Source organism: Pseudarthrobacter sp. PH31-O2 (assembly GCF_030063265.1).
Lineage (GTDB): Bacteria > Actinomycetota > Actinomycetes > Actinomycetales > Micrococcaceae > Arthrobacter.
Genome location: NZ_JASIST010000004.1, coordinates 136,874 through 156,704, shown reverse-complemented (window position 1 = coordinate 156,704; position 19,831 = coordinate 136,874). Strand labels below are relative to the sequence as shown.

16 protein-coding genes and 2 pseudogenes are annotated in these 19,831 nt (G+C 65.4%); 10 read left to right on the top strand and 8 right to left on the bottom strand.

Translation table 11 applies throughout. The features are described from left to right. Positions 1 to 35: 35 nt before the first annotated feature. Both QMG72_RS08355 and QMG72_RS08350 read right to left on the bottom strand, forming a co-directional pair. Positions 36 to 1,292, bottom strand: coding sequence for an aminopeptidase P family protein (locus QMG72_RS08355; protein WP_283480251.1), 1,257 nt, complete (start codon positions 1,290 to 1,292; stop codon positions 36 to 38). Positions 1,293 to 1,353: 61 nt separating this feature from the next. Then, complete coding sequence (locus tag QMG72_RS08350) at positions 1,354 to 2,736, bottom strand: MFS transporter (protein ID WP_226773943.1); 1,383 nt, start codon at positions 2,734 to 2,736, stop codon at positions 1,354 to 1,356. Between the two features lie 227 nt (positions 2,737 to 2,963). Here QMG72_RS08350 and glyA point away from each other — a divergent pair, with 227 nt between their 5' ends. The 9 genes from glyA to QMG72_RS08305 all read left to right on the top strand — a co-directional run bounded on the left by glyA (position 2,964) and on the right by QMG72_RS08305 (position 13,061). Further along, positions 2,964 to 4,274, top strand: coding sequence for a serine hydroxymethyltransferase (gene glyA, locus QMG72_RS08345; protein WP_226773944.1), 1,311 nt, complete (start codon positions 2,964 to 2,966; stop codon positions 4,272 to 4,274). After that, positions 4,271 to 5,491: a sarcosine oxidase subunit beta family protein gene (locus QMG72_RS08340; RefSeq protein WP_226773945.1), complete on the top strand. Its 1,221-nt coding sequence runs from the start codon at positions 4,271 to 4,273 to the stop codon at positions 5,489 to 5,491. Before glyA ends, QMG72_RS08340 begins: the two co-directional genes overlap by 4 nt. Before the next feature lie 27 nt (positions 5,492 to 5,518). Beyond that, the gene (locus QMG72_RS08335; protein ID WP_226773946.1) at positions 5,519 to 5,941 is read left to right on the top strand and encodes a sarcosine oxidase subunit delta; all 423 of its coding nucleotides are present in this window, start codon (positions 5,519 to 5,521) and stop codon (positions 5,939 to 5,941) included. After that, positions 5,938 to 8,898: a 2Fe-2S iron-sulfur cluster-binding protein gene (locus tag QMG72_RS08330; RefSeq protein ID WP_226773947.1), complete on the top strand. Its 2,961-nt coding sequence runs from the start codon at positions 5,938 to 5,940 to the stop codon at positions 8,896 to 8,898. Before QMG72_RS08335 ends, QMG72_RS08330 begins: the two co-directional genes overlap by 4 nt. Beyond that, positions 8,891 to 9,526, top strand: a complete 636-nt coding sequence (locus QMG72_RS08325; protein ID WP_226773948.1) for a sarcosine oxidase subunit gamma — start codon at positions 8,891 to 8,893, stop codon at positions 9,524 to 9,526. Before QMG72_RS08330 ends, QMG72_RS08325 begins: the two co-directional genes overlap by 8 nt. Then, on the top strand, positions 9,526 to 10,941 hold the full coding sequence (locus QMG72_RS08320; protein ID WP_282359789.1) for an L-serine ammonia-lyase: 1,416 nt from the start codon (positions 9,526 to 9,528) through the stop codon (positions 10,939 to 10,941). The genes QMG72_RS08325 and QMG72_RS08320 overlap by 1 nt, the downstream gene beginning before the upstream one ends. Before the next feature lie 3 nt (positions 10,942 to 10,944). Beyond that, positions 10,945 to 11,841, top strand: a complete 897-nt coding sequence (gene purU / locus QMG72_RS08315) for a formyltetrahydrofolate deformylase (RefSeq protein WP_226773950.1) — start codon at positions 10,945 to 10,947, stop codon at positions 11,839 to 11,841. 84 nt (positions 11,842 to 11,925) lie between these two features. Beyond that, a complete protein-coding gene (gene pdxS / locus QMG72_RS08310; RefSeq protein WP_226773951.1) occupies positions 11,926 to 12,825 on the top strand; it encodes a pyridoxal 5'-phosphate synthase lyase subunit PdxS in 900 nt (299 codons plus the stop codon). A gap of 29 nt (positions 12,826 to 12,854) precedes the next feature. Further along, positions 12,855 to 13,061, top strand: coding sequence for a hypothetical protein (locus QMG72_RS08305; RefSeq protein ID WP_282358497.1), 207 nt, complete (start codon positions 12,855 to 12,857; stop codon positions 13,059 to 13,061). 203 nt (positions 13,062 to 13,264) lie between these two features. Here QMG72_RS08305 and QMG72_RS17835 read toward each other — a convergent pair. Next, positions 13,265 to 13,414: pseudogene (locus QMG72_RS17835) on the bottom strand (DUF4913 domain-containing protein); the annotation flags it as partial. On the opposite strand from QMG72_RS17835, the pseudogene QMG72_RS08295 reads away from it, so the two are divergent. Continuing rightward, positions 13,405 to 13,717, top strand: a pseudogene (locus QMG72_RS08295) (aldehyde dehydrogenase family protein); the annotation flags it as partial. The pseudogenes QMG72_RS17835 and QMG72_RS08295 sit on opposite strands and share 10 nt — an antisense overlap. Before the next feature lie 69 nt (positions 13,718 to 13,786). Here the strand turns inward: QMG72_RS08295 and QMG72_RS08290 are convergent. The 5 genes from QMG72_RS08290 to QMG72_RS08270 form a co-directional block, all read right to left on the bottom strand. Beyond that, positions 13,787 to 15,922: a DEAD/DEAH box helicase gene (locus QMG72_RS08290; RefSeq protein ID WP_282358498.1), complete on the bottom strand. Its 2,136-nt coding sequence runs from the start codon at positions 15,920 to 15,922 to the stop codon at positions 13,787 to 13,789. A gap of 390 nt (positions 15,923 to 16,312) precedes the next feature. Beyond that, positions 16,313 to 16,966 (bottom strand): MOSC domain-containing protein, encoded by a 654-nt coding sequence (locus QMG72_RS08285; protein WP_282358499.1) that lies wholly within the window; start codon positions 16,964 to 16,966, stop codon positions 16,313 to 16,315. 85 nt (positions 16,967 to 17,051) lie between these two features. Beyond that, entirely contained in the window at positions 17,052 to 17,240 is a 189-nt protein-coding gene (locus tag QMG72_RS08280) for a hypothetical protein (RefSeq protein ID WP_282358500.1), read from the bottom strand. Between the two features lie 79 nt (positions 17,241 to 17,319). Next, positions 17,320 to 18,606, bottom strand: a complete 1,287-nt coding sequence (locus QMG72_RS08275) for a glycosyltransferase 87 family protein (RefSeq protein WP_282358501.1) — start codon at positions 18,604 to 18,606, stop codon at positions 17,320 to 17,322. Between the two features lie 6 nt (positions 18,607 to 18,612). Next, positions 18,613 to 19,815 carry a cystathionine gamma-synthase gene (locus QMG72_RS08270; RefSeq protein WP_226773955.1) on the bottom strand — a complete coding sequence of 401 codons (1,203 nt, stop codon included), beginning with the start codon at positions 19,813 to 19,815 and terminating at the stop codon, positions 18,613 to 18,615. Between the last annotated feature and the right edge of the window lie 16 nt (positions 19,816 to 19,831).

The window sequence follows — 19,831 nt, the reverse complement described above, 5'->3', positions numbered from 1 at the left end:
GAAAGTGGCGCCGCCTCATTGCGGATCAGGGACGCTCAGGCGCCTACGATGTTGTATTCCGGCCCGAACGGGAACTTGGTGATGTTCTCGGCCCCGTCCTCGCCGACCACCAGGATGTCGTGCTCACGGTAGCCGCCGGCGCCGGGCTGGCCGTCAAGGACCGTGATCATTGGTTCCATGGAGACCACCATGCCCGGTTCCAGGACGGTGTCGATGTCCTCGCGGAGTTCGAGTCCGGCTTCCCGGCCGTAGTAGTGGCTCAGGACCCCGAAGGAGTGCCCATAGCCGAACGTGCGGTTGGCCAGCAGTCCGTGGCCTACGTAGATCTCGTTCAGTTCGGCGGCGATGTCCTTGCAGACGGCTCCTGGCTTGATCAGTTCCAGGCCGCGCTTGTGGACTTCCACGTTGATGGTCCACAGCTCCAGCGACCGGGCGTCTGGTTCACCATAAAACAAGGTGCGCTCCAGGGCGGTGTAGTAGCCGGAGGTCATGGGGAAGCAGTTCAGGGACAGGATGTCGTGTTCCTGGATCTTGCGGGTGGTGGCCCAGTTGTGGGCGCCGTCGGTGTTGATGCCGGACTGGAACCAGACCCAGGTGTCCCGGATTTCCGAGTCCGGGAAGGTCCGGGCGATTTCGTGGACCATGGCTTCGGTGCCGATCAGGGCGACCTCGTATTCGGTAATCCCGGCGGTGATGGCGTTGCGGATGGCTTCTCCGCCCAGGTCGCCGATGCGGGCTCCGTGCTTGATGACCTCGATCTCTTCGGCTGATTTGATCATCCGCTGGCGCATGGCGGCCTGGGCGACGTCCACGAGGGTGGCAGAGTCGAAGGCTGCCTGGATTTTGTTGCGGTTGTCCAGCGGGAGTGAATCATCTTCGACGCCGATCCGGCGCGGATTAATGCCGCGGGTGCGGAGCGCCTCCTGGATGGCGAAGATGTAGTTGTCGCGGCGCCAGTCCGTGTAGACCACGTTGTCGCCATAGCTGCGGCGCCACGGCATGCCGGCGTCGATGTTGGCCGTGACGGTCACGGTGTCGTCCTTGGTGACCACCATGGCATAGGAGCGGCCGAAGTAGGTGAACAGGAAGTCGGAGTAGTACTTGATGGAGTGGTAGCTCGTCAGGACGACGGCGTCCAGATTCTTCTCCTCCATGATGCGGCGCAGCCCGGACAGCCGGCGCTCAAACTCAGCGTTTGAAAAGGTCAGTTTTTCCTTCTGTCCGTTGTGCAGGACCTTCAGCCGTTCCAGTTCGGAAATCGACGAGGCGTTTGCGGAGATGGTGCTGGTCATGGTGGTGGTGCCTTTCTTCGGTGCTGTTCTTTGAAGCGGAAAATTGGGGCGTCAGCCTGGGCTATTTATGGCTCAGCGGTTCCTTGCTGGTTTCACGGGAGAGCACCACGGCGATCAGGGAGATGATCGCGGCGCCCACCAGGTACCAGGCCGGGGCCAGTTCATTGGCCGTCGCGGCGATCAGGAGCGTCGCCATAAAGGGTGCGGTGCCGCCAAAGAGGGCGTTGGAGAGGTTGAAGCTGACCGCGAATCCGCTGTAGCGGACACGGGTCGGGAACATTTCCGCCAGGAAGCTCGGAAGCGTGCCGTCGTTGAGGGTGAGCATCGCGCCGAGCAGGACCTGGACGAGGACGATCACCAGGAAGTTTCCGGTGCCGAGCAGGGCGAAGGCTGGAACGGTCAGCACGATGAAGCTGAGGGATGCTGCGATGAGAACCTTCTTGCGGCCGTAGCGGTCAGAGAGCATTCCGGTCAGGAAGATGAACCCGATGTATGTCACCAGGGCGATGGTCGTGGCCAGGAAGGACTCGGTTTTGCCGAGGCCGAGTTCCGAGGAAAGGTAGGTCGGCATGTAGCTGAGAATTACGTAGAAGCCGACGGCGTTGAGCAGCACCGCTCCGACTGCCCTCAGCAGCAGCCGCCAATGGTCGCGGAAGAGGCCAAAGACCGGGGCCTTGATGGTCTGGTCCTCTGCTGCGAGTTCGCGGAACACCGGGGTGTCTTCGAGCTTGGTGCGGATGTAGCGTCCGATCAGGCCCATCGGGGCGGCGAGCAGGAATGGCAGACGCCACCCCCAGCTCTGCATGGCCTCGGAGCTAAGCAGAGCGGTCAGCAGCCCCGCGAGCAGAGAGCCGAGCAACAGGCCGGCAGCCGTACTGGCGGGAACGACGGCGGCGTAGAGGCCGCGTTTGTTGGCCGGGGCGTACTCCACCAGGAATGCGGAGGCGCCGGCGTATTCCCCCGAGGCGGAGAAGCCCTGCGCAACCCGGATAATCAGCAGCAGGATGGGAGCCCCGATGCCGATCGTGGCGTAGCCAGGAATTAGGGCGATGCAGAATGTCGCTCCGGACATGATCAGGATGGACAGCGAAAGTGCTGTCCGGCGCCCAACGCGGTCGCCGATGTGGCCCCAGACGAAGCCGCCCAACGGCCGAACCAGGAACGAGATGGCGAACAGGGCGAACGTGAGCAGGAGCCCGGTCTGGGGGTTGGATTCGGGAAAGAAGACTGCGGCGATGGTGACTGCCAGGTAGCCGTAGACCGCGTAGTCAAACCACTCCACGAAGTTGCCGATGAAGCTCGCGGCGATCACCCGGCGTCGGGTCTCCTTGCTGACTGCGTGAACAGGTCCAATGGCCGTCGGAGGCAGTGAATCTGCGGAATCCGGAGCCCGCCGTGAGCTGGAGTCCGGGATGGTTGCCGCTTGATTTGGTTCGTTACTCATATGTCCACCAATGAAAATTTGGAGTTGCATTGAACGCAACGCTGTTGCATCAGATTATGCGTGAGCTGAAACACAGTCAAGGGTTTTTTTCCGCGGATATAGAAATCTGGCCACCTTACGATTCGGAAGAAAAGTGATTGACGCAACACCGGCGGCCAACTAGAGTTGCATTCAACGCAACACTGTTGCATTCGTCTTTAAGTTTCCTTGAACCGAAAGAGGCCGCCATGACGGGCACCCTGAATGAAACCCTGGCCAGCGTCGACGCCGACGTCGCCCGGGCCATTGACCATGAGCTGGAGCGCCAGCAGTCCACCCTCGAGATGATCGCGTCCGAGAATTTCGCCCCCGCCTCGGTCATGGAGGCGCAGGGCTCGGTGCTGACGAACAAATACGCCGAGGGCTACCCGGGCAAGCGCTACTACGGCGGCTGCGAACACGTTGACGTGATCGAGCAGCTCGCCATCGACCGGGTCAAGGCCCTGTTCGGCGCGGAAGCGGCGAACGTGCAGCCGCACTCGGGTGCGCAGGCCAACGCCGCCGCCATGTTTGCCCTGCTGGAGCCGGGCGACACGATCATGGGACTCTCGCTGGCGCACGGCGGACACCTCACCCACGGGATGCGCATCAACTTTTCCGGCAAGCTTTACAACGTCGTCCCTTACCATGTGCGCGAATCCGACATGATCGTGGATATGGCCGAGGTCGAGGCTCTTGCCCTGGAGCACCGCCCGAAGATGATCGTGGCCGGCTGGTCCGCGTATACGCGCCAGCTCGACTTCGCGGAGTTCCGCCGCATCGCCGACGCCGTGGGCGCCTATCTCATGGTGGACATGGCTCACTTCGCCGGCCTGGTGGCCGCGGGGCTGCACCCGAACCCGGTGCCGTATGCCGACGTCGTCACCACCACCACGCACAAGACCTTGGGTGGCCCGCGCGGAGGCGTGATCCTCAGCCGTGAGTCCCTGGCGCGCAAGATCAACAGCGCCGTCTTCCCCGGCCAGCAGGGCGGCCCACTGGAACACGTGATCGCGGCCAAGGCCGTGTCCTTTAAGATCGCAGCAAGCGATGAGTTCAAGGACAGGCAGCAACGCACTCTGGAAGGGGCCAAGATCCTGGCCGAGCGCCTGCTCGCACCGGACGTCGCCGAATACGGTATCTCCGTAGTGGGCGGCGGCACCGACGTGCACCTGGTCCTGGTGGACCTGCGCAACTCGGCCCTGGACGGGCAGCAGGGCGAGGATCGCCTGCACCGAATCGGCATCACCGTGAACCGCAACGCCGTCCCGTTCGACCCCCGCCCGCCGATGGTCTCCTCCGGGCTCCGGATCGGCACCCCCGCCTTGGCCACCCGCGGCTTCGGCCCGGCCGAATTCACCGAGGTTGCCGACATCATCGCCGAGGCCATCAAGGGCAAGCTCAGCGACGAGTCGGCCGTCCTGCTCCGCGACCGGGTCACGGTCCTCGCCGAGAAATTTCCGCTTTACCCGAATCTTTCCGGAACTGCCGGAACCACCCCGAACGGAGTTGCACTATGAGCACGGAACAGCTTCCGGAGCACCCGGAATTTCTCTGGCGCAACCCGGAGCCCAAGTCCTCCTACGACGCAGTGATTGTCGGCGGCGGCGGGCACGGCCTCGCCACCGCCTACTACTTGGCCAAGAACCACGGCATGACGAACATCGCGGTGCTGGAAAAGGGCTGGCTTGCCGGCGGGAACATGGCCCGGAACACCACCATCATCCGCTCCAACTACCTCTGGGACGAGAGCGCGGCGATCTACGAGCACGCCCTGAAGCTGTGGGAGATCCTGCCGGAGGAGCTCGAGTATGACTTCCTGTTCAGCCAGCGCGGCGTGATGAACCTCGCCCACACCCTGGGCGATGTCCGCGAAAGTATCCGACGGGTGGGGGCCAACAAGCTCAACGGAGTGGATGCGGAGTGGCTGGATCCGCAGCAGGTCAAGGAACTCTGCCCCATCCTGAACATCAACGACAACATCCGCTACCCCGTTATGGGCGCCACGTACCAGCCGCGCGCCGGCATCGCCAAGCACGACCACGTCGCGTGGGCCTTTGCCCGCAAATGCGATGAGCTCGGCGTGGACATCATTCAGAACTGCGAAGTCACCGGCTTCGTCAAGGACGGCAACAAGGTGGTCGGGGTCAAGACCAACCAGGGCACCATCCACACCGAAAAGGTGGGTCTCTGCGCGGCCGGCCACAGCTCGGTGCTGGCCGAGATGGCCGGTTTCCGGCTGCCGATCCAGTCCCACCCGCTCCAGGCCCTCGTGTCCGAACTCCACGAACCGGTCCACCCCACCGTCGTCATGTCCAACCATGTCCACGTCTACGTCTCCCAGGCACACAAGGGCGAACTCGTTATGGGCGCCGGCGTTGATTCCTACAACGGCTACGGGCAGCGCGGATCCTTCCACGTGATCGAGCACCAGATGGCCGCCGCCGTCGAGCTCTTCCCGATTTTCGCCCGGGCCCACGTGCTCCGGACCTGGGGCGGGATCGTTGACACCACACTGGATGCCTCCCCCATCGTCGGCACCACCCCGGTGGAGAACATGTTCGTCAACTGCGGCTGGGGAACCGGCGGATTCAAGGGCACCCCGGCCGCCGGGCTGACCTTCGCGCACACCATCGCCACTGGAACGCCGCACAAGCTCAACAAACCTTTTGCCCTCGAGCGCTTCGAAACCGGCGCCCTGATCGATGAACACGGCGCCGCCGCCGTGGCCCACTAGCCGCCGTCCCTTAGAAAGAAGACGCACATGCTGCTTATCTCATGCCCCAACTGCGGCTCGCGCGACGAGACCGAGTTCCACTACGGCGGCCAGGCCCACGTCCCGTACCCGGAGAACCCGAACGACCTGAATGACAAGGAATGGGCCGAGTTCCTGTTCTACCGCGAAAACACCAAGGGCATTTTCGCCGAACGCTGGCTGCACAGCACCGGATGCCGCCAGTGGTTCAACATGCTCCGCGACACCGTGACCTACGGCATCCAGGCCGTGTACCCGATGGGAACGCCCCGGCCCGATGTATCGGTCCCGGCCGCTGCCGAATCCGGCACTGCCAGCACCACTGCCGAGAGCACCACCACCGGGGACTCCGCCCCAAGCATCGCAGCTTCCAGCATCGCCCCGGCCGCAACACCGGCCAGCACCACTGCCCCGAAGGGAGCAACCAAGTGACTTCCCAGAACGCCCGCCTTGCCGCCGGCGGACGCATCGACCGCACCATCGCCTGGCGTTTCACCGTGGACGGCGAGGAATTCACCGGCCACCCGGGCGACACACTCGCCTCGGCCCTGATCGCGAACGGCCGCATCGCCGCCGGCAACTCGCTCTACGAGGACCGGACCCGTGGCATCATGTCCGCCGGCGTGGAGGAATCCAACGCCATGGTCAAAATTGCTGCGCGCTTCCCCGGCGACGTTGCCGAATCCATGCTCCCGGCCACCACTGTCACCCTGGTGGACGGCCTGAAAGCAGAACTCCTCAACGGCCTGGGCAAGCTGGACCCGGAGGAGGACCGAGCCGAGTATGACAAGAAATACGTCCATACCGACGTCCTGGTGATCGGCGGCGGCCCCGCCGGCCTCGCCGCGGCCCGCGAGGCCGTCCGCACCGGCGCCCGCGTGATCCTGATGGACGACCAGCCCGAGCTGGGCGGATCCCTCCTTTCCGGCTCAACCGCGCCCGGGCTGACCGAGACCATCGAAGGCAAGCCCGCGCTGGAATGGGTCGGAGACGTCGAAGCCGAACTGGTTTCTGCCGCCGAGTCCACCGTCCTGAACCGGACATCCGCCTTCGGCGCCTACGACGCAAACTACGTCATCGCCGTCCAGAGCCGCACCGACCACCTGCCCAGCCCTGCCGCTCCCGGTGTGTCCCGGCAGCGGATCTGGCACGTCCGCGCCAACCAGGTGGTGGTCGCCCCCGGCGCCCACGAACGCCCACTGGTTTTCGAGAACAACGACCGCCCCGGCATCATGCTCGCCTCGGCCGTCCGCAGTTATCTCAACCGCTACGCCGTTGCCGCGGGCCAGCGCGTCGTTATCAGCACCACTAATGACAGCGCCTACGCCCTGGCTGCAGACCTGCAGGCCGCCGGCGTCAAGGTCGCCGCCGTCGTCGACGCCCGGGCCAAGCTCACGGACGTTGCTGCGGCCGCCGTCGAAACCGGCACCCGGGTGCTGATCGGCAGCGCCGTTGCCAACACCTCTTCCTCTGGAGATGGCACGGACTCCGGCGACGGCCGGCTCAATGCCGTCACCGTCCGCAGCATCAACGACGACGGCGAACTCACCTCCGGGGTCGAGGAGGTCGCCTGCGATCTCCTGGCCGTGTCAGGTGGCTGGAGCCCGCTGGTCCACCTCCACTCCCAGCGCCAGGGCAAGCTGCGCTGGGACGACGGGCTCGCCGCTTTCGTGCCGAGCACCGTGGTCCCGAACCAGCAGACCATCGGCTCCGGCCGCGGCAGCTTCGAACTTGAGGATTGCCTGGCCGAGGGCATCTCCGCCGGAGCCTCAGCCGCCATCGCCGCAGGCTTCGCATCCTCCGTCGAACCCGCCCCCATCGGCGAACCGAAGGCGACCGGCCCGACCCGCCAGCTCTGGCTGGTCCCCGGGCAGGAAGGCGGCCCGGATGACTGGCACCACCACTTCGTGGACTTCCAGCGCGACCAGTCCGTGGCCGACGTGCTGCGTTCCACCGGCGCCGGCATGCGGTCCGTGGAACACATCAAGCGCTACACCTCCATCAGCACCGCCAACGACCAGGGCAAGACCTCCGGCGTCAACGCGATCGGCGTCATCGCCGCCGCGCTCCGGCAGGCCGGCGAGGCCTCGCGCGGGATCGGCGACATCGGCACCACCACCTACCGGGCACCGTTCACGCCGGTGGCGTTCGCAGCACTCGCGGGACGCCAGCGCGGTGAGCTGTTCGACCCCGCCCGGCTCACCTCGATCCACCCGTGGCACGTCGCCAAAGGTGCCCTGTTCGAGGACGTCGGGCAGTGGAAGCGCCCCTGGTACTACCCGCAGGGCGGCGAGGACATGGACACCGCAGTACTGCGCGAATGCGCCGCCGTCCGCGAGTCCGTGGGCTTTATGGATGCCACCACCCTGGGCAAGATCGAAATCCGCGGCAAGGATGCCGGCGAGTTCCTGAACCGTATCTACACCAACGCTTTCAAGAAGCTCGCTCCGGGTTCGGCCCGCTACGGCGTGATGTGCATGGCGGACGGGATGATTTTCGACGACGGCGTGACCCTGCGCCTCGACGAAGACCGGTACTTCATGACCACCACCACCGGCGGCGCCGCGAAGGTGCTCGACTGGCTGGAGGAATGGCTCCAGACCGAATGGCCTGAACTGGACGTGCACTGCACCTCGGTGACCGAACAGTGGTCCACCATTGCCGTAGTCGGGCCCAACTCCCGCGCTGTACTCGCAAAGGTGGCCCCGGAGCTTGCCGCGGACGGCGGGCTGAAAGCGGAAGCCTTCCCCTTTATGACCTTCCGCGAAACAACCCTCGCCTCCGGCGTGCAGGCCCGGATCTGCCGGATCTCCTTCTCCGGCGAACTGGCCTACGAAATCAACATCCCGTCCTGGTACGGGCTGAACACCTGGGAAGCCGTGGCCGCCGCCGGGGCCGAATTCAACATCACCGCCTATGGCACCGAAACCATGCACGTGCTCCGCGCAGAAAAGGGGTACCCGATCGTCGGTCAGGACACCGACGGGACCGTCACCCCGCAGGACGCCGGCATGGAATGGGTTGTATCGAAGGTCAAGGACTTCATCGGCAAGCGCTCCTACGCCCGGGCCGACGCTGGCCGCACAGACCGGAAGCACCTGGTCAGCGTCCTTCCAGTGGATGGCACGATCCGGCTCCCGGAAGGCACTCAGCTCGTCGAGCAGGGCATCACCACGAACCCCGCCTACGGCCCCGTCCCCATGCAGGGGTTCGTGACCTCGAGCTACCACAGCGCCGCGTTGGGCAAATCGTTTGCCTTGGCCCTGATCAAGAACGGCCGCAACCGTATCGGCGAAACCCTTGTGGCCGCCGCCGGGGACCAGCTGATTGACGTCGTTATAGCAGAAACCGTACTTTTTGACCCCGAAGGGACCCGCAAAGATGGCTAATACAGCAGCACTGACAGGCATCAATGGACTCCGGGACATCCGCCGCAGCCCCGCCTACCACCTGACCGAAGCGCTGGCGGCCGGATCCGTCCCGGGCAAGGTGGTCCTCAACGAAGGTCCGTTCCAGACCATGGCCGGAGTCCGCGTGGACCCCCATTCCGAGGCAGGATCACGGATCGCAGCCGCGACCGGCGGACTGCCGGCACGCTGCGGTGACGTGGCCGGCACGGACAGCATCAGCGTCCTCTGGCTCGGACCGTCCGAGTTCATGGCAGTCGCACCGGAAGCTGCCCACGATTCCTTGGGCGGCAACCTCCTCGGCTCCCTCCTGGAAGCACTGGGCGACGCCCCAGGCCAGGTGGTGGATCTCTCCGCCAACCGCACCACGTTCGAGCTCTCAGGCCCGCGCGCCCGGGCCGTCCTGGAAAAGGGCTGCGCCCTTGATCTGCACCCCCGCAGCTTCACCCCGGGAACGGCGCTGACCACCGAAGTCGGCAACATCCCCCTGGTACTGCAGAAGACCGCAGAGAACAGCTTCCGGCTCTTCCCCCGGGCCTCGTTCGCGGAGTTCCTGGGCCGCTGGCTCCTGGACGCCATGCGCGAATACGCATCCCCTGAGGTCCCCTGATGGCGCTCAGCGTCCTGGATCTGTTCTCTGTTGGCATCGGGCCGTCCTCCTCCCACACGGTCGGCCCGATGCGGGCGGCCAAGCGGTTCGCAGACGGACTGAAGAGCGAGGGGCAGCTGAGCGCCACAACGAGGGTGCAGGCCGAACTGTTCGGCTCCCTCGGCGCCACTGGCCGGGGCCACGGCTCGGACAAGGCCGTGGTCCTGGGCCTCCAGGGCCAGGACCCGGACACGGTGGACACCTCCACCGCCGACGACCAGGTCGCGGCCGCCGCCCTCGACGCCGAGCTCCGGATCGGCGGGGACCACCGGGTGGACTTCAACTGGGACGAGGACGTGGTGCTGCACCGCCGCAAGTCCCTACCGGCCCACCCCAACGGCATGACCTTCCGGGCACTGGACCACACCGGGGCAGTGCTCAAGGAGCGCAGCTACTACTCGATCGGGGGCGGCTTTGTTGTTGACGGCACCGCCCAGGGCGCTGACCAAGTGGTGGCGGATGACACCGTGCTGCCCTACCCCTTCACCACTGGCGACGAGCTCCTGGAAATCTGTGCCCGCGAGAACATGTCCATCGCCGACGTTATGCTCGCCAACGAACTTCTCTGGCGCAGCGAAGCCGAACTCCGGGACAAGCTCCTGGCCCTGTGGGCCGTCATGCGCCAATGCGTGGAGAACGGCTGCGCGGCCGAGGGCATCCTGCCCGGCGGGCTGAACGTCAAACGACGCGCCCCTGCCCTGTTCCGGACGCTGGCAGCATTCGCCGTGAACGCCGAAACCGAAGCGAGGAACCCGTCCCCAGTCCAGGTGCCCGCGGACCCGCTGCTCGCGATGGAATGGGTGAACCTGTTCGCCCTGGCCGTCAACGAGGAAAACGCCGCCGGCGGACGGATCGTCACCGCCCCCACCAACGGCGCGGCCGGCATCGTGCCCGCGGTCCTGCATTACTACGTCAAGTTCGTCCCCGGAGCCAACGACGACGGCGTCATCCGCTTCCTCCTGACGGCCGCCGCCGTCGGAATCCTGTTCAAGATCAACGCCTCCATCTCCGGCGCCGAGGTCGGCTGCCAGGGCGAAGTCGGATCAGCCTGCTCCATGGCCGCAGCCGGGCTGGCCGAAGTCCTGGGCGGCACGCCCGCGCAGGTAGAAAACGCCGCGGAGGTCGGGATCGAACACAACCTCGGGCTGACCTGCGACCCCGTCGGCGGGCTCGTGCAGATCCCCTGCATCGAACGCAACGCCATCGCCAGCGTCAAGGCCATCAACGCCGCCCGCCTCTGCCTCCACGGCGACGGCAGCCACAAAGTGTCCCTGGACAAAGCCATCAAAACCATGCGCGAAACAGGAGCGGACATGAAAACCAAGTACAAGGAAACCTCCCGTGGAGGCCTCGCCGTCAACGTCATCGAGTGCTGAGCCATGGATACCTTAAATAGCACCGCGAACAGCACCGTCGATGAATACGTTCTGGCCCTCGACTGCCCGGAAACACGGGGCCTCGTCCACGCCGTGTCCGGATTCCTGCTCGAACAGGGCTGCGACATCCTGGAAAGCAAGCAATTCGACTCCCAGGACGACGGCCATTTCTTCATGCGGATCCACTTCGCCGTGGCCGACAACTCCCCCGGCGGACCGGCCGCCCTTGGTTCGCTTGAGGAGGCCTTCGCGCCCGTGGCCGAAAAATTCGGCATGCAGTGGCAACTGCGCGCCCACGGGGCGAAACGCCGGGTCCTGATCATGGTCTCGAAATTCGAGCACTGCCTCAACGATCTGCTGTTCCGCGCCCGCATCGGCGAGCTGCCCATCGACATTGTCGGGGTCGTCTCGAACCATCCGGACCACCGGGGAATCGTAGAATGGCACGGCATCCCCTTCTTCCACGTGCCCGTCACGGCCGCCACCAAGCCAGCAGCCGAAGAGCGCCTAATGGAGCTCGTCGACCGGCTCGATGTCGAACTCGTGGTTCTGGCGCGTTACATGCAGGTCCTCAGCGACGAGCTCACCCGACGCCTGGATGGCCGTGCCATCAACATCCACCACTCCTTCCTGCCCAGCTTCAAGGGCGCCAAACCCTATCACCAGGCGCACGCCCGCGGCGTGAAGACGGTAGGGGCCACGGCGCACTACGTCAACGCGGAGCTCGATGAAGGGCCCATCATCTCCCAGCAGGTGGTCGAGGTAGACCACACCTTCGGCGCCGAGGATCTCGTGGCCGCCGGACGCGACACCGAGCGCAAGGCACTATCGAACGCCGTCCGCTGGCACTGCGAGGGACGCGTTTTCCTTCAAGACAACCGGACGGTCGTCCTGCGCTAGCTCCTGGACCCACCCAGGAGTCCGGCGCTAGCCGTGTCACCACGGCGCGCCCGGTACATCCACAAACAACGAAAGAGACATCCATTGAATCAGCCACTTCCCCGGGCTACGGGCAGCAGCCGCGTCAAGCGCGGTATGGCGGAGATGCTCAAGGGCGGCGTCATTATGGACGTCGTTAACGTCGAGCAGGCTCTCATTGCCGAGGATGCCGGAGCCGTGGCAGTGATGGCGCTGGAACGCGTTCCGGCCGACATCCGCGCCCAGGGCGGTGTGTCCCGCATGTCCGATCCGGACATGATCGAGGCGATCATCGCCGCCGTGTCCATTCCGGTCATGGCGAAGGTCCGGATCGGCCACTTCGTCGAAGCCCAGGTCATCCAGACCCTGGGCGTGGATTACATCGACGAGTCCGAGGTCCTGACCCCGGCGGACTACGCGAACCACATCGACAAGTGGAATTTCACGATTCCCTTCGTCTGCGGTGCCACGAACCTTGGTGAGGCGCTGCGCCGGATCAACGAGGGCGCGGCGATGATCCGGTCCAAGGGTGAGGCCGGCACCGGGGATGTCTCCAACGCCACCACGCACATGCGCTCGATCCGTGCGGAGATCAAGCGGCTCGCCGGGATGGCCGAGGACGAGCTCTACGTCGCGGCCAAGGAACTGCAGGCCCCGTATGAACTGGTGAAGGAAGTGGCCGCCACCGGCAAGCTCCCCGTGGTGCTGTTCACCGCCGGCGGCATCGCCACCCCGGCGGATGCGGCGATGATGATGCAGCTCGGCGCCGACGGTGTCTTCGTTGGCTCCGGTATCTTCAAGTCCGGCAACCCGGCCCAGCGTGCCGCCGCCGTCGTGAAGGCCACTACCTTCTTTGATGACCCGGACGAGATCGCCAAGGCCTCCCGCGGCCTGGGCGAGGCCATGGTCGGAATCAACGTCGACGAAATCCCGGCCCCGCACCGCCTCGCCGAGCGCGGCTGGTAGCCCAACCACTCTGAAAAGGAACGAACTTCATGATCCTTCATGACGACTGGGCACACCTGATCGGCGCAACAGTGGAAATCCGGCGCCAGGGAAAAACAGTCCGCACAGGCCGCGTCGACCACGCCACAAAGGATTCCAATATCCTGTGGCTTGCCCAGGACGGCAACAATCCGCGGAAAATGATCGACAAAGCGCAAGGCTACGAAGCTTGGAAGGTCTCTGCGTTTCGCCACTGATCTCGGGGAATCTCGGCACATCGGCCATCCCTCCCCGAATGAACGCCACGGCCCCAACCTTCCTTATGTCCGTCGCCCGCCATGTCGAGGTGAGAGCCAGATGTCGCACGCGTTGTCCGGCCAGCGAGTGCCCGAAACCCAGAATCGGAACGGGCACAGTTTTCGGCGGTAGGCCTTGGAAAGCCCCACTTTTCGTGGTGGAGCCTCACGTCAGGGAACCAGCCAGCTGGTGTCATCTTTGGTTCCAGATGGTCGCGGTCGCGGTGTTCTCTCATATCGCAGTTGTAGAAGGGCCCTTGTGGGTCCAGCAGAACTCGCATGTGGTGGTCTGCGGGGTCCCGCCACCATAGTGTTCAAGCCGGCTGGGCTTACCCCGCCAACCGCCCAGCTCTTTGCGCAGACCATGCTGGATGCTGGCCTGCCCGCCGGAGTACTCAACGTCGTGGCCTCCGCCAGCGCCGCGGGCAGCTCCGGGCCGCTGCTGGCCGGCGGGCAACGACTCATGGCCGACACCGCCACCAACGTACTGAGCATCTGCATGGAGCTCGGCCGGAACGCGCCGTTCATCGTCTTCGAGGACGCACCTGGACAAGGCCGTCGACGGCGCCTTTGCCGCCAAGATGCGGAACATGGGGTCGGTATGTGACCAAAGGAACTTAAACCGAAACGGGCCGGCAATAGAGCCGGCCCGTTCTCAGGGTGATTCAGTGCTCAGCAGCGAGTGGCTACCACTTGGTGCGGGGCTTGAAGCCGCCCTCGGTGCGCGGCTTGCGCGCGGCGTCGGTGCCGACGCCGCGCTCGTTGCGGTCGCTGAAGGAACGTCCGCCACGGTCCGCGGAGGACCGCTCGCCGTCGGTCTTGCGGAATTCGCGCTTGAAGCCGCCGTTACCCTTGAAGTTGCCCCCGCGGTCGCCGCCGCCGGAGTAACCGCCGCGGTCGCCACTACGGCTGCTGCTGCCCTGGTAGCCGCCACGCTCGCCGGAGGGCTTGCGTCCGTTGTCCAGTTCGAGGTGGATCAGTTCGCCGCCGATCCGGGTGCGGGACAGCGCCTTGAGCTGGTCGGCGCTGAGGTCCGCCGGGAGCTCCACGAGGGAGTGGTCCGCACGGATGTCGATGCCGCCGATCTGGGCCGAGGAGATGCCGCCTTCGTTGGCAATGGCGCCAACAATGGAACCCGGCATCACGCGCTGGCGGCGTCCGACGGCGATCCGGTAGGTGGCGTTGCCCTCGGTCAGGGTGCGGGTCGGGCCACGGGAGCCGAAGCCATCCTTGGCGCGTTCACGCTTCTGGAATTCCGGGGCTGCCGGCAGTTCCTTGACCAGGAGAGGCTGGCCGCCCTGAGCCATCACGGCCAGTGCGGCAGCGATCTCCGACGCCGGAACGTTGTGCTCTTCCTCATAGGAGGCGATGAGGTCGCGGAACGCCGCAACATCCTCGGAGGCGAGGGTTTCGGTGATCTTCTCCGCGAACTTGCCAAGGCGCAGGGTGTTGACCGATTCGGCGGTGGGCAGGTGCATCTGCTCCACCGGCTGGCGGGTCGCCTTCTCAATGGACCGGAGCAAGTACTTCTCCCGCGGCGTCATAAAGAGGATCGCGTCGCCGGAACGCCCTGCACGGCCGGTACGGCCGATGCGGTGCACATAGGACTCGGTGTCGTGCGGGATGTCGTAGTTGACCACGTGGCTGACGCGCTCAACGTCAAGGCCGCGGGCCGCGACGTCGGTGGCGACGAGGATGTCGATCTTGCCGTCACGCAGGGCCTCGACAGTTCGCTCACGCTGCTGCTGCGGGATGTCACCATTGATGGCAGCAGCCTGGAAACCACGCGAGCGCAGCTTGTCGGCGAGGTCCTCGGTGGCCATCTTGGTCCGGACGAAGGCGATGACGCCCTCGAACTCTTCGACCTCGAGGATGCGGGTCAGCGCATCGAGCTTGTGCGGGCCCATGACCTGCAGGTAACGCTGGCGGGTGTTGGCGCCGGTGGTGGTCTTGGACTTGACCTGTACCTCGGCGGGGTTGTTCAGGTACTGCTTGGAGAGCCGACGGATCTGGCTCGGCATCGTAGCGGAGAACAGCGCCACCTGGCGGCCCGCGGGGGTCTGCTGGAAGATCTGCTCCACGTCTTCGGCGAAGCCCATGCGGAGCATCTCGTCGGCCTCATCCAGCACGAGGTACTGGAGCTCGGACAGATCCAGGGACCCCTTGGTGATGTGGTCGATCACGCGGCCGGGGGTACCGACAACAACCTGGGCGCCGCGGCGCAGGCCGTTGAGCTGGGGGCCGTAGGCGGAGCCGCCGTACACCGGAAGGACGGTGAAATCGTCGATGTGCTTGGCGTAGGAGGTGAACGCTTCGGCAACCTGGAGCGCGAGCTCACGGGTCGGTGCGAGCACCAGGGCCTGGGTCTTGCGGGACGGGCCGTTGAGGTCGTGGAGCTCGGCCAGGCGGGACAGCGCCGGTACTGCGAATGCTGCAGTCTTACCGGTACCGGTCTGGGCCAGGCCCACGACGTCGCGGCCTTCGAGCAGCAACGGAATGGTTGCTGCCTGGATCGGCGAAGGCTTCTCGTAGCCCACATCCTGCAGGGCGGCCAGGACACGGCCGTCAATGCCGAGGTCTACGAACTTGACGCCTTCGTCTTCGGCGTCGTCTTCCTTCGCCGGAGCTGATGCGGCTTCGGGCTTAGATTCGGTCTGCGGTGCGGCTTCGGCGGCGGCCGGAGCTTCGTGGTCCGCAGGCGCCTCGGTGAATTCCGGGGCGGAGCCAGCTGCGGGGGCAGCCGTTTCAGAAGTCTCGACGTCGACCTGGCTATTCTCGGTGGTGATTTCGGTGTCGACGGAGTTGTTCTGATTTTCGGGCATAGGTGAAATATCCTCATCCATAGGGGCCAAGCGGCACAACCCGAGGTGAGCGGAGCCGCAGTACGCGTGACCTGAATCGCCGGACGTACTTGACCGGCCGGTCACATAGAAGCCCGGCGCTTTCGCAATCCCGTGGCAGGACTTCCCGCTGCATCTCTTGGCTGCTATCACAGCAGTCTGTACAGCGTTTTCTTTAGCCGGCTCTCCCTATGAAAATGCCCGCATCTCAATTGCGCGGGCCCCAACACTTACCAGTCTTGCCTCAAGAATTGGGCAGGAAATAAGGGATTTCCGGAGTGGGGGATACTTCAATCATAAAGCATGAATCCTCGCATGGGTAACCAGAGGGCCCGGAACAGCGGTGAGCTTGCGCACACGGGGCCCGCTGCCCTACGCCCGGAGACGGCGCTGCAGCTTCTCGAATTCCCCGTGGTACTCAGGCTGGAGGCGGATCTCACCGTCGGCGTCGGCGTCACGCAGGGCCTCCATATCCTCGAATGCCGGCTCGCTGAACCATTTACCGATCGTCACCCCGTGGCTGGGAACGAAGATCCGGTGGATGTGGTCCCCTGCCTGGATGCTGCCGACGCGCACTACCCGCAGATACGTTCCCACCCGCCCGGCATCGCCGAACCGCTTGGCCCAGTGCGGCTCTTGCATGCGGCGCTGGAACGTGGCGCAGGGCGTGCGCGGAGAAGTTACTTCAACTTCGACGTCGAGTCCGATCTTCCAGCGTTCCCCAATGACGGCGTTGGTTGCGCTGACGCCGGCGACGCGCAGGTTCTCACCAAAGGTCCCGGGCGGCAGTTCGCGGCCGAGCTCCGCTGCCCAGTAGTCGGCGTCGTCCTGGGAGTAGGCATAGAGCGCCTGGTCTTCGCCGCCGTGATGGATCCGGCTGGCCTGGATGTCACCGCGCAGTCCAAGCCTGTGCACCTTGACCGGCCCGGCCACCGGCCGTTTGTCGATGGCTGTCACGCCCACGCTTCCGGTGTCGTTCAGCAACTGGTGCACGCGGCAGACGGCGAAAACAGAGGCGGTGTCCATTTCACCAGTGTAGGCCCGGGCCGCACCGGCGTCGGAGACCGCCCGGGTTGTCATTTCGCGGCAGTGTTTGGCGCAATCATCGCCATCAAGTGCCGACTCGGCGGTAGTCCGCTTCATCGACCTGCGGGGTCTGGATCGCCGGCGTCAGGGAAGCGCGGCGCAGGACCAGAAGCCGGCACACCATGATGGCCAGGGCACAGAACACGCCGGCACTGGAGGCCATAATCCACGGGTAAGGCGCCTGGACATTGAGGTTTTCGGCGCCGAGGGCCACACCGATGGTCTTCGGCGACCAGAAGAAGACGGGTGCGGACAGGCCCAGCGCGGCTCCGGCGAGTGGGCAGCTCGCGGCGCTACGCCCCCGGGGCAGCCTGCGGGTGCAGCACCGTCCGGGAAGGCCGGTACGCCAGCGCCCAGTAGATCAGAATGGCGACGCCGCAGAGCACCCCGAGGCTGGCCACGATCAGCTGCCACTGGGTCTGCGGGTCCTTACCCCACTCCGCTGCGCCCGCCAAGACCGAGAGGTACTTAGGCGTCAGGTAAAAAGAAAGCGCGGAGAACGCAACGATGATCCAGCCCGCACGGCGCATCCGCCCGTTCCTGGACGGTACCCGCCGGATCGCGAAGCCCATGCCGGGCAGGGCGACAGCCATCCATACCCAGTGGTGGGACCAGGAAACCGGGCTGACCAGGAGCATCAGCACGGCGGTTGCCGAGACGGCGACCAGGTTTTCGTCCGCGGCCACGGCCCGCGTGATCACAAGTGCTGTGATCGCAGCCAGCGCCAGGGCCAGCACCAGCCACAACACGCTGGTCACGCCGGAATCCGGCAGCCCCAGGTGCAGCAGCAAGCCCTTGACCGAAAGATTGTCCACGTATGCGGGCCCACCGATTCGACCGGTGTCAGGCAGGATCTTGGTCCAAAAGGTGAGCGAGGCCGTCGGCAGCACGGCCCAGGCGAGGCCGATGGAACCGAAGAAGCCGGCCGCCATCCAGGCGAGGGCTTTGAAATCGCGGCGGACCAGGAAGTAGAGCCCGAACGCGAGCGGAGTCAGCTTGATGCCCGCAGCCATGCCGATCAGCAAACCGGCGGGCCAGCGGATATGCCCGGCACGGGCTTTGCCGTAGAGCGCGAAGTCGGCCAGGATCAGACCCATCAGAATGATGTTGATCTGGCCAAAGTCGAAAGTGTCCCGCCAGGGCCCCAACAGCAGGATCGCTGCCGTGCCGGCCAGGGCCATTGTCCGGAAACGCCAGTCCGCGAATGCGTTCCGCCAGTTGCCGGGGCGGAAGTAGTGCCGCGCCAGCCAGGCGGCCAAGACAGCGGCGCCCAGCAGTGCCGTGCAGGTGAACAAGAGACTCCCGCCGCCCTGGCCCAGTGTCGCCATGGCCGCGAACAGCAGCGCCGCGAATGGCGGGTACGTGAACGGCAGCCCGTCCCGCGCCGCGTACAGCTCGTTGACGCCGATTTCCCCGGTCTGCAGCACCCGGCTGCCGCCGTAGAAGTAAACCTCAAAGTCATTCATCAGCGGAATATACGCCGAATACAGCACCACCAGCGCGAGGCCGACGGCGAGCGCGCCGGCCGCCGTCGCGAGCCAGCCGCGGGTGGTTGAGGACGTGGCAGTGGTGGTGGTCACGGGTGGTTAGCTGCCTGACCCGCCGGTCTGGGACGCAATCTGTGAGAAAGCCTGCTCCAGGTCAGCGATCAGGTCCTCGACATCCTCGATGCCGCAGGAGAGCCGAATCAGGTTGACGGGGACGGCCAATTCGGTGCCCTTGACCGAGGCATGGGTCATTTCCGACGGGTAATTCACCAGCGATTCGATGCCGCCGAGGGACTCCGCGAGGGTGAACACGGAAGTCGACTCGGCCACCTTGCGCGCCGCCGCCTCGCCGCCCTTGAACTGCACGGAGATCATGCCGCCGAACTTCTTCATCTGCCTCCGGGCGAGCTCGTGGCCGGGGTGTGAGGGCAGTCCCGGGTAGAGTACGGCTTCCACTTCGGGGCGCTGCAGCAGCCACTCGGCCACGGCCTGGGCGTTGTCGCTGTGCCGGTCCATCCGGACGCCGAGGGTCTTGAGCCCGCGGGTGGTGAGGAAAGCATCCATCGGGCCGGAGACGGCGCCGACGGCAAACTGCACAAAGCCGATCTTCTCGGCCAGGTCCGCGTCGTTGACGATGATGGCACCGCCGACAACGTCCGAGTGCCCGCCGATGTACTTGGTAGTGGAATGCACCACAATGTCGGCGCCGAGGCCCAGCGGGTTCTGCAGGTACGGGGAGGCGAAGGTGTTGTCCACTACCAGGAGGGCTCCGGCGTCGTGCGCCACCTTGGCGAGCGCCGCGATGTCGGTGATCTTCATCATCGGGTTCGACGGCGTCTCCACCCACACGAGCCGGGTTTTGTGGGCCGCCACGGCCGTCGCCACGGCGTCAAGACTGGACATGTCCACCGGAGTGTTGCCAATTCCCCACTCCCCCAGAACCCGGCTGATCAGCCGGTAGGTGCCGCCGTAAGCGTCGTTGCCCAGCACAATGTGGTCGCCGGGGCGGGTCAGCGCACGGATCATGGAGTCCTCGGCGGCCAGACCGGAGCTGAAGGAGAAGGCAGCGGAGCCGCCTTCCAGCGCGGCGAGCTGTTCCTGCAGTGAATCCCGGGTGGGGTTGGTTCCGCGCCCGTACTCGTAGCCGGACCGTAGACCGCCGATCCCGTCCTGGGCGTAGGTGGAGGAGAAGTGCACGGGCGGCACAACGGCGCCGGTCCGCGGCTCGAACGCCTGGCCGGCGTGCACGGCGCGGGTGTTGAAGCCTGGGTTCTTTGAGGAGGAGTTGGCTGGCAAAGACATGTGCGTTCCTTTCGGC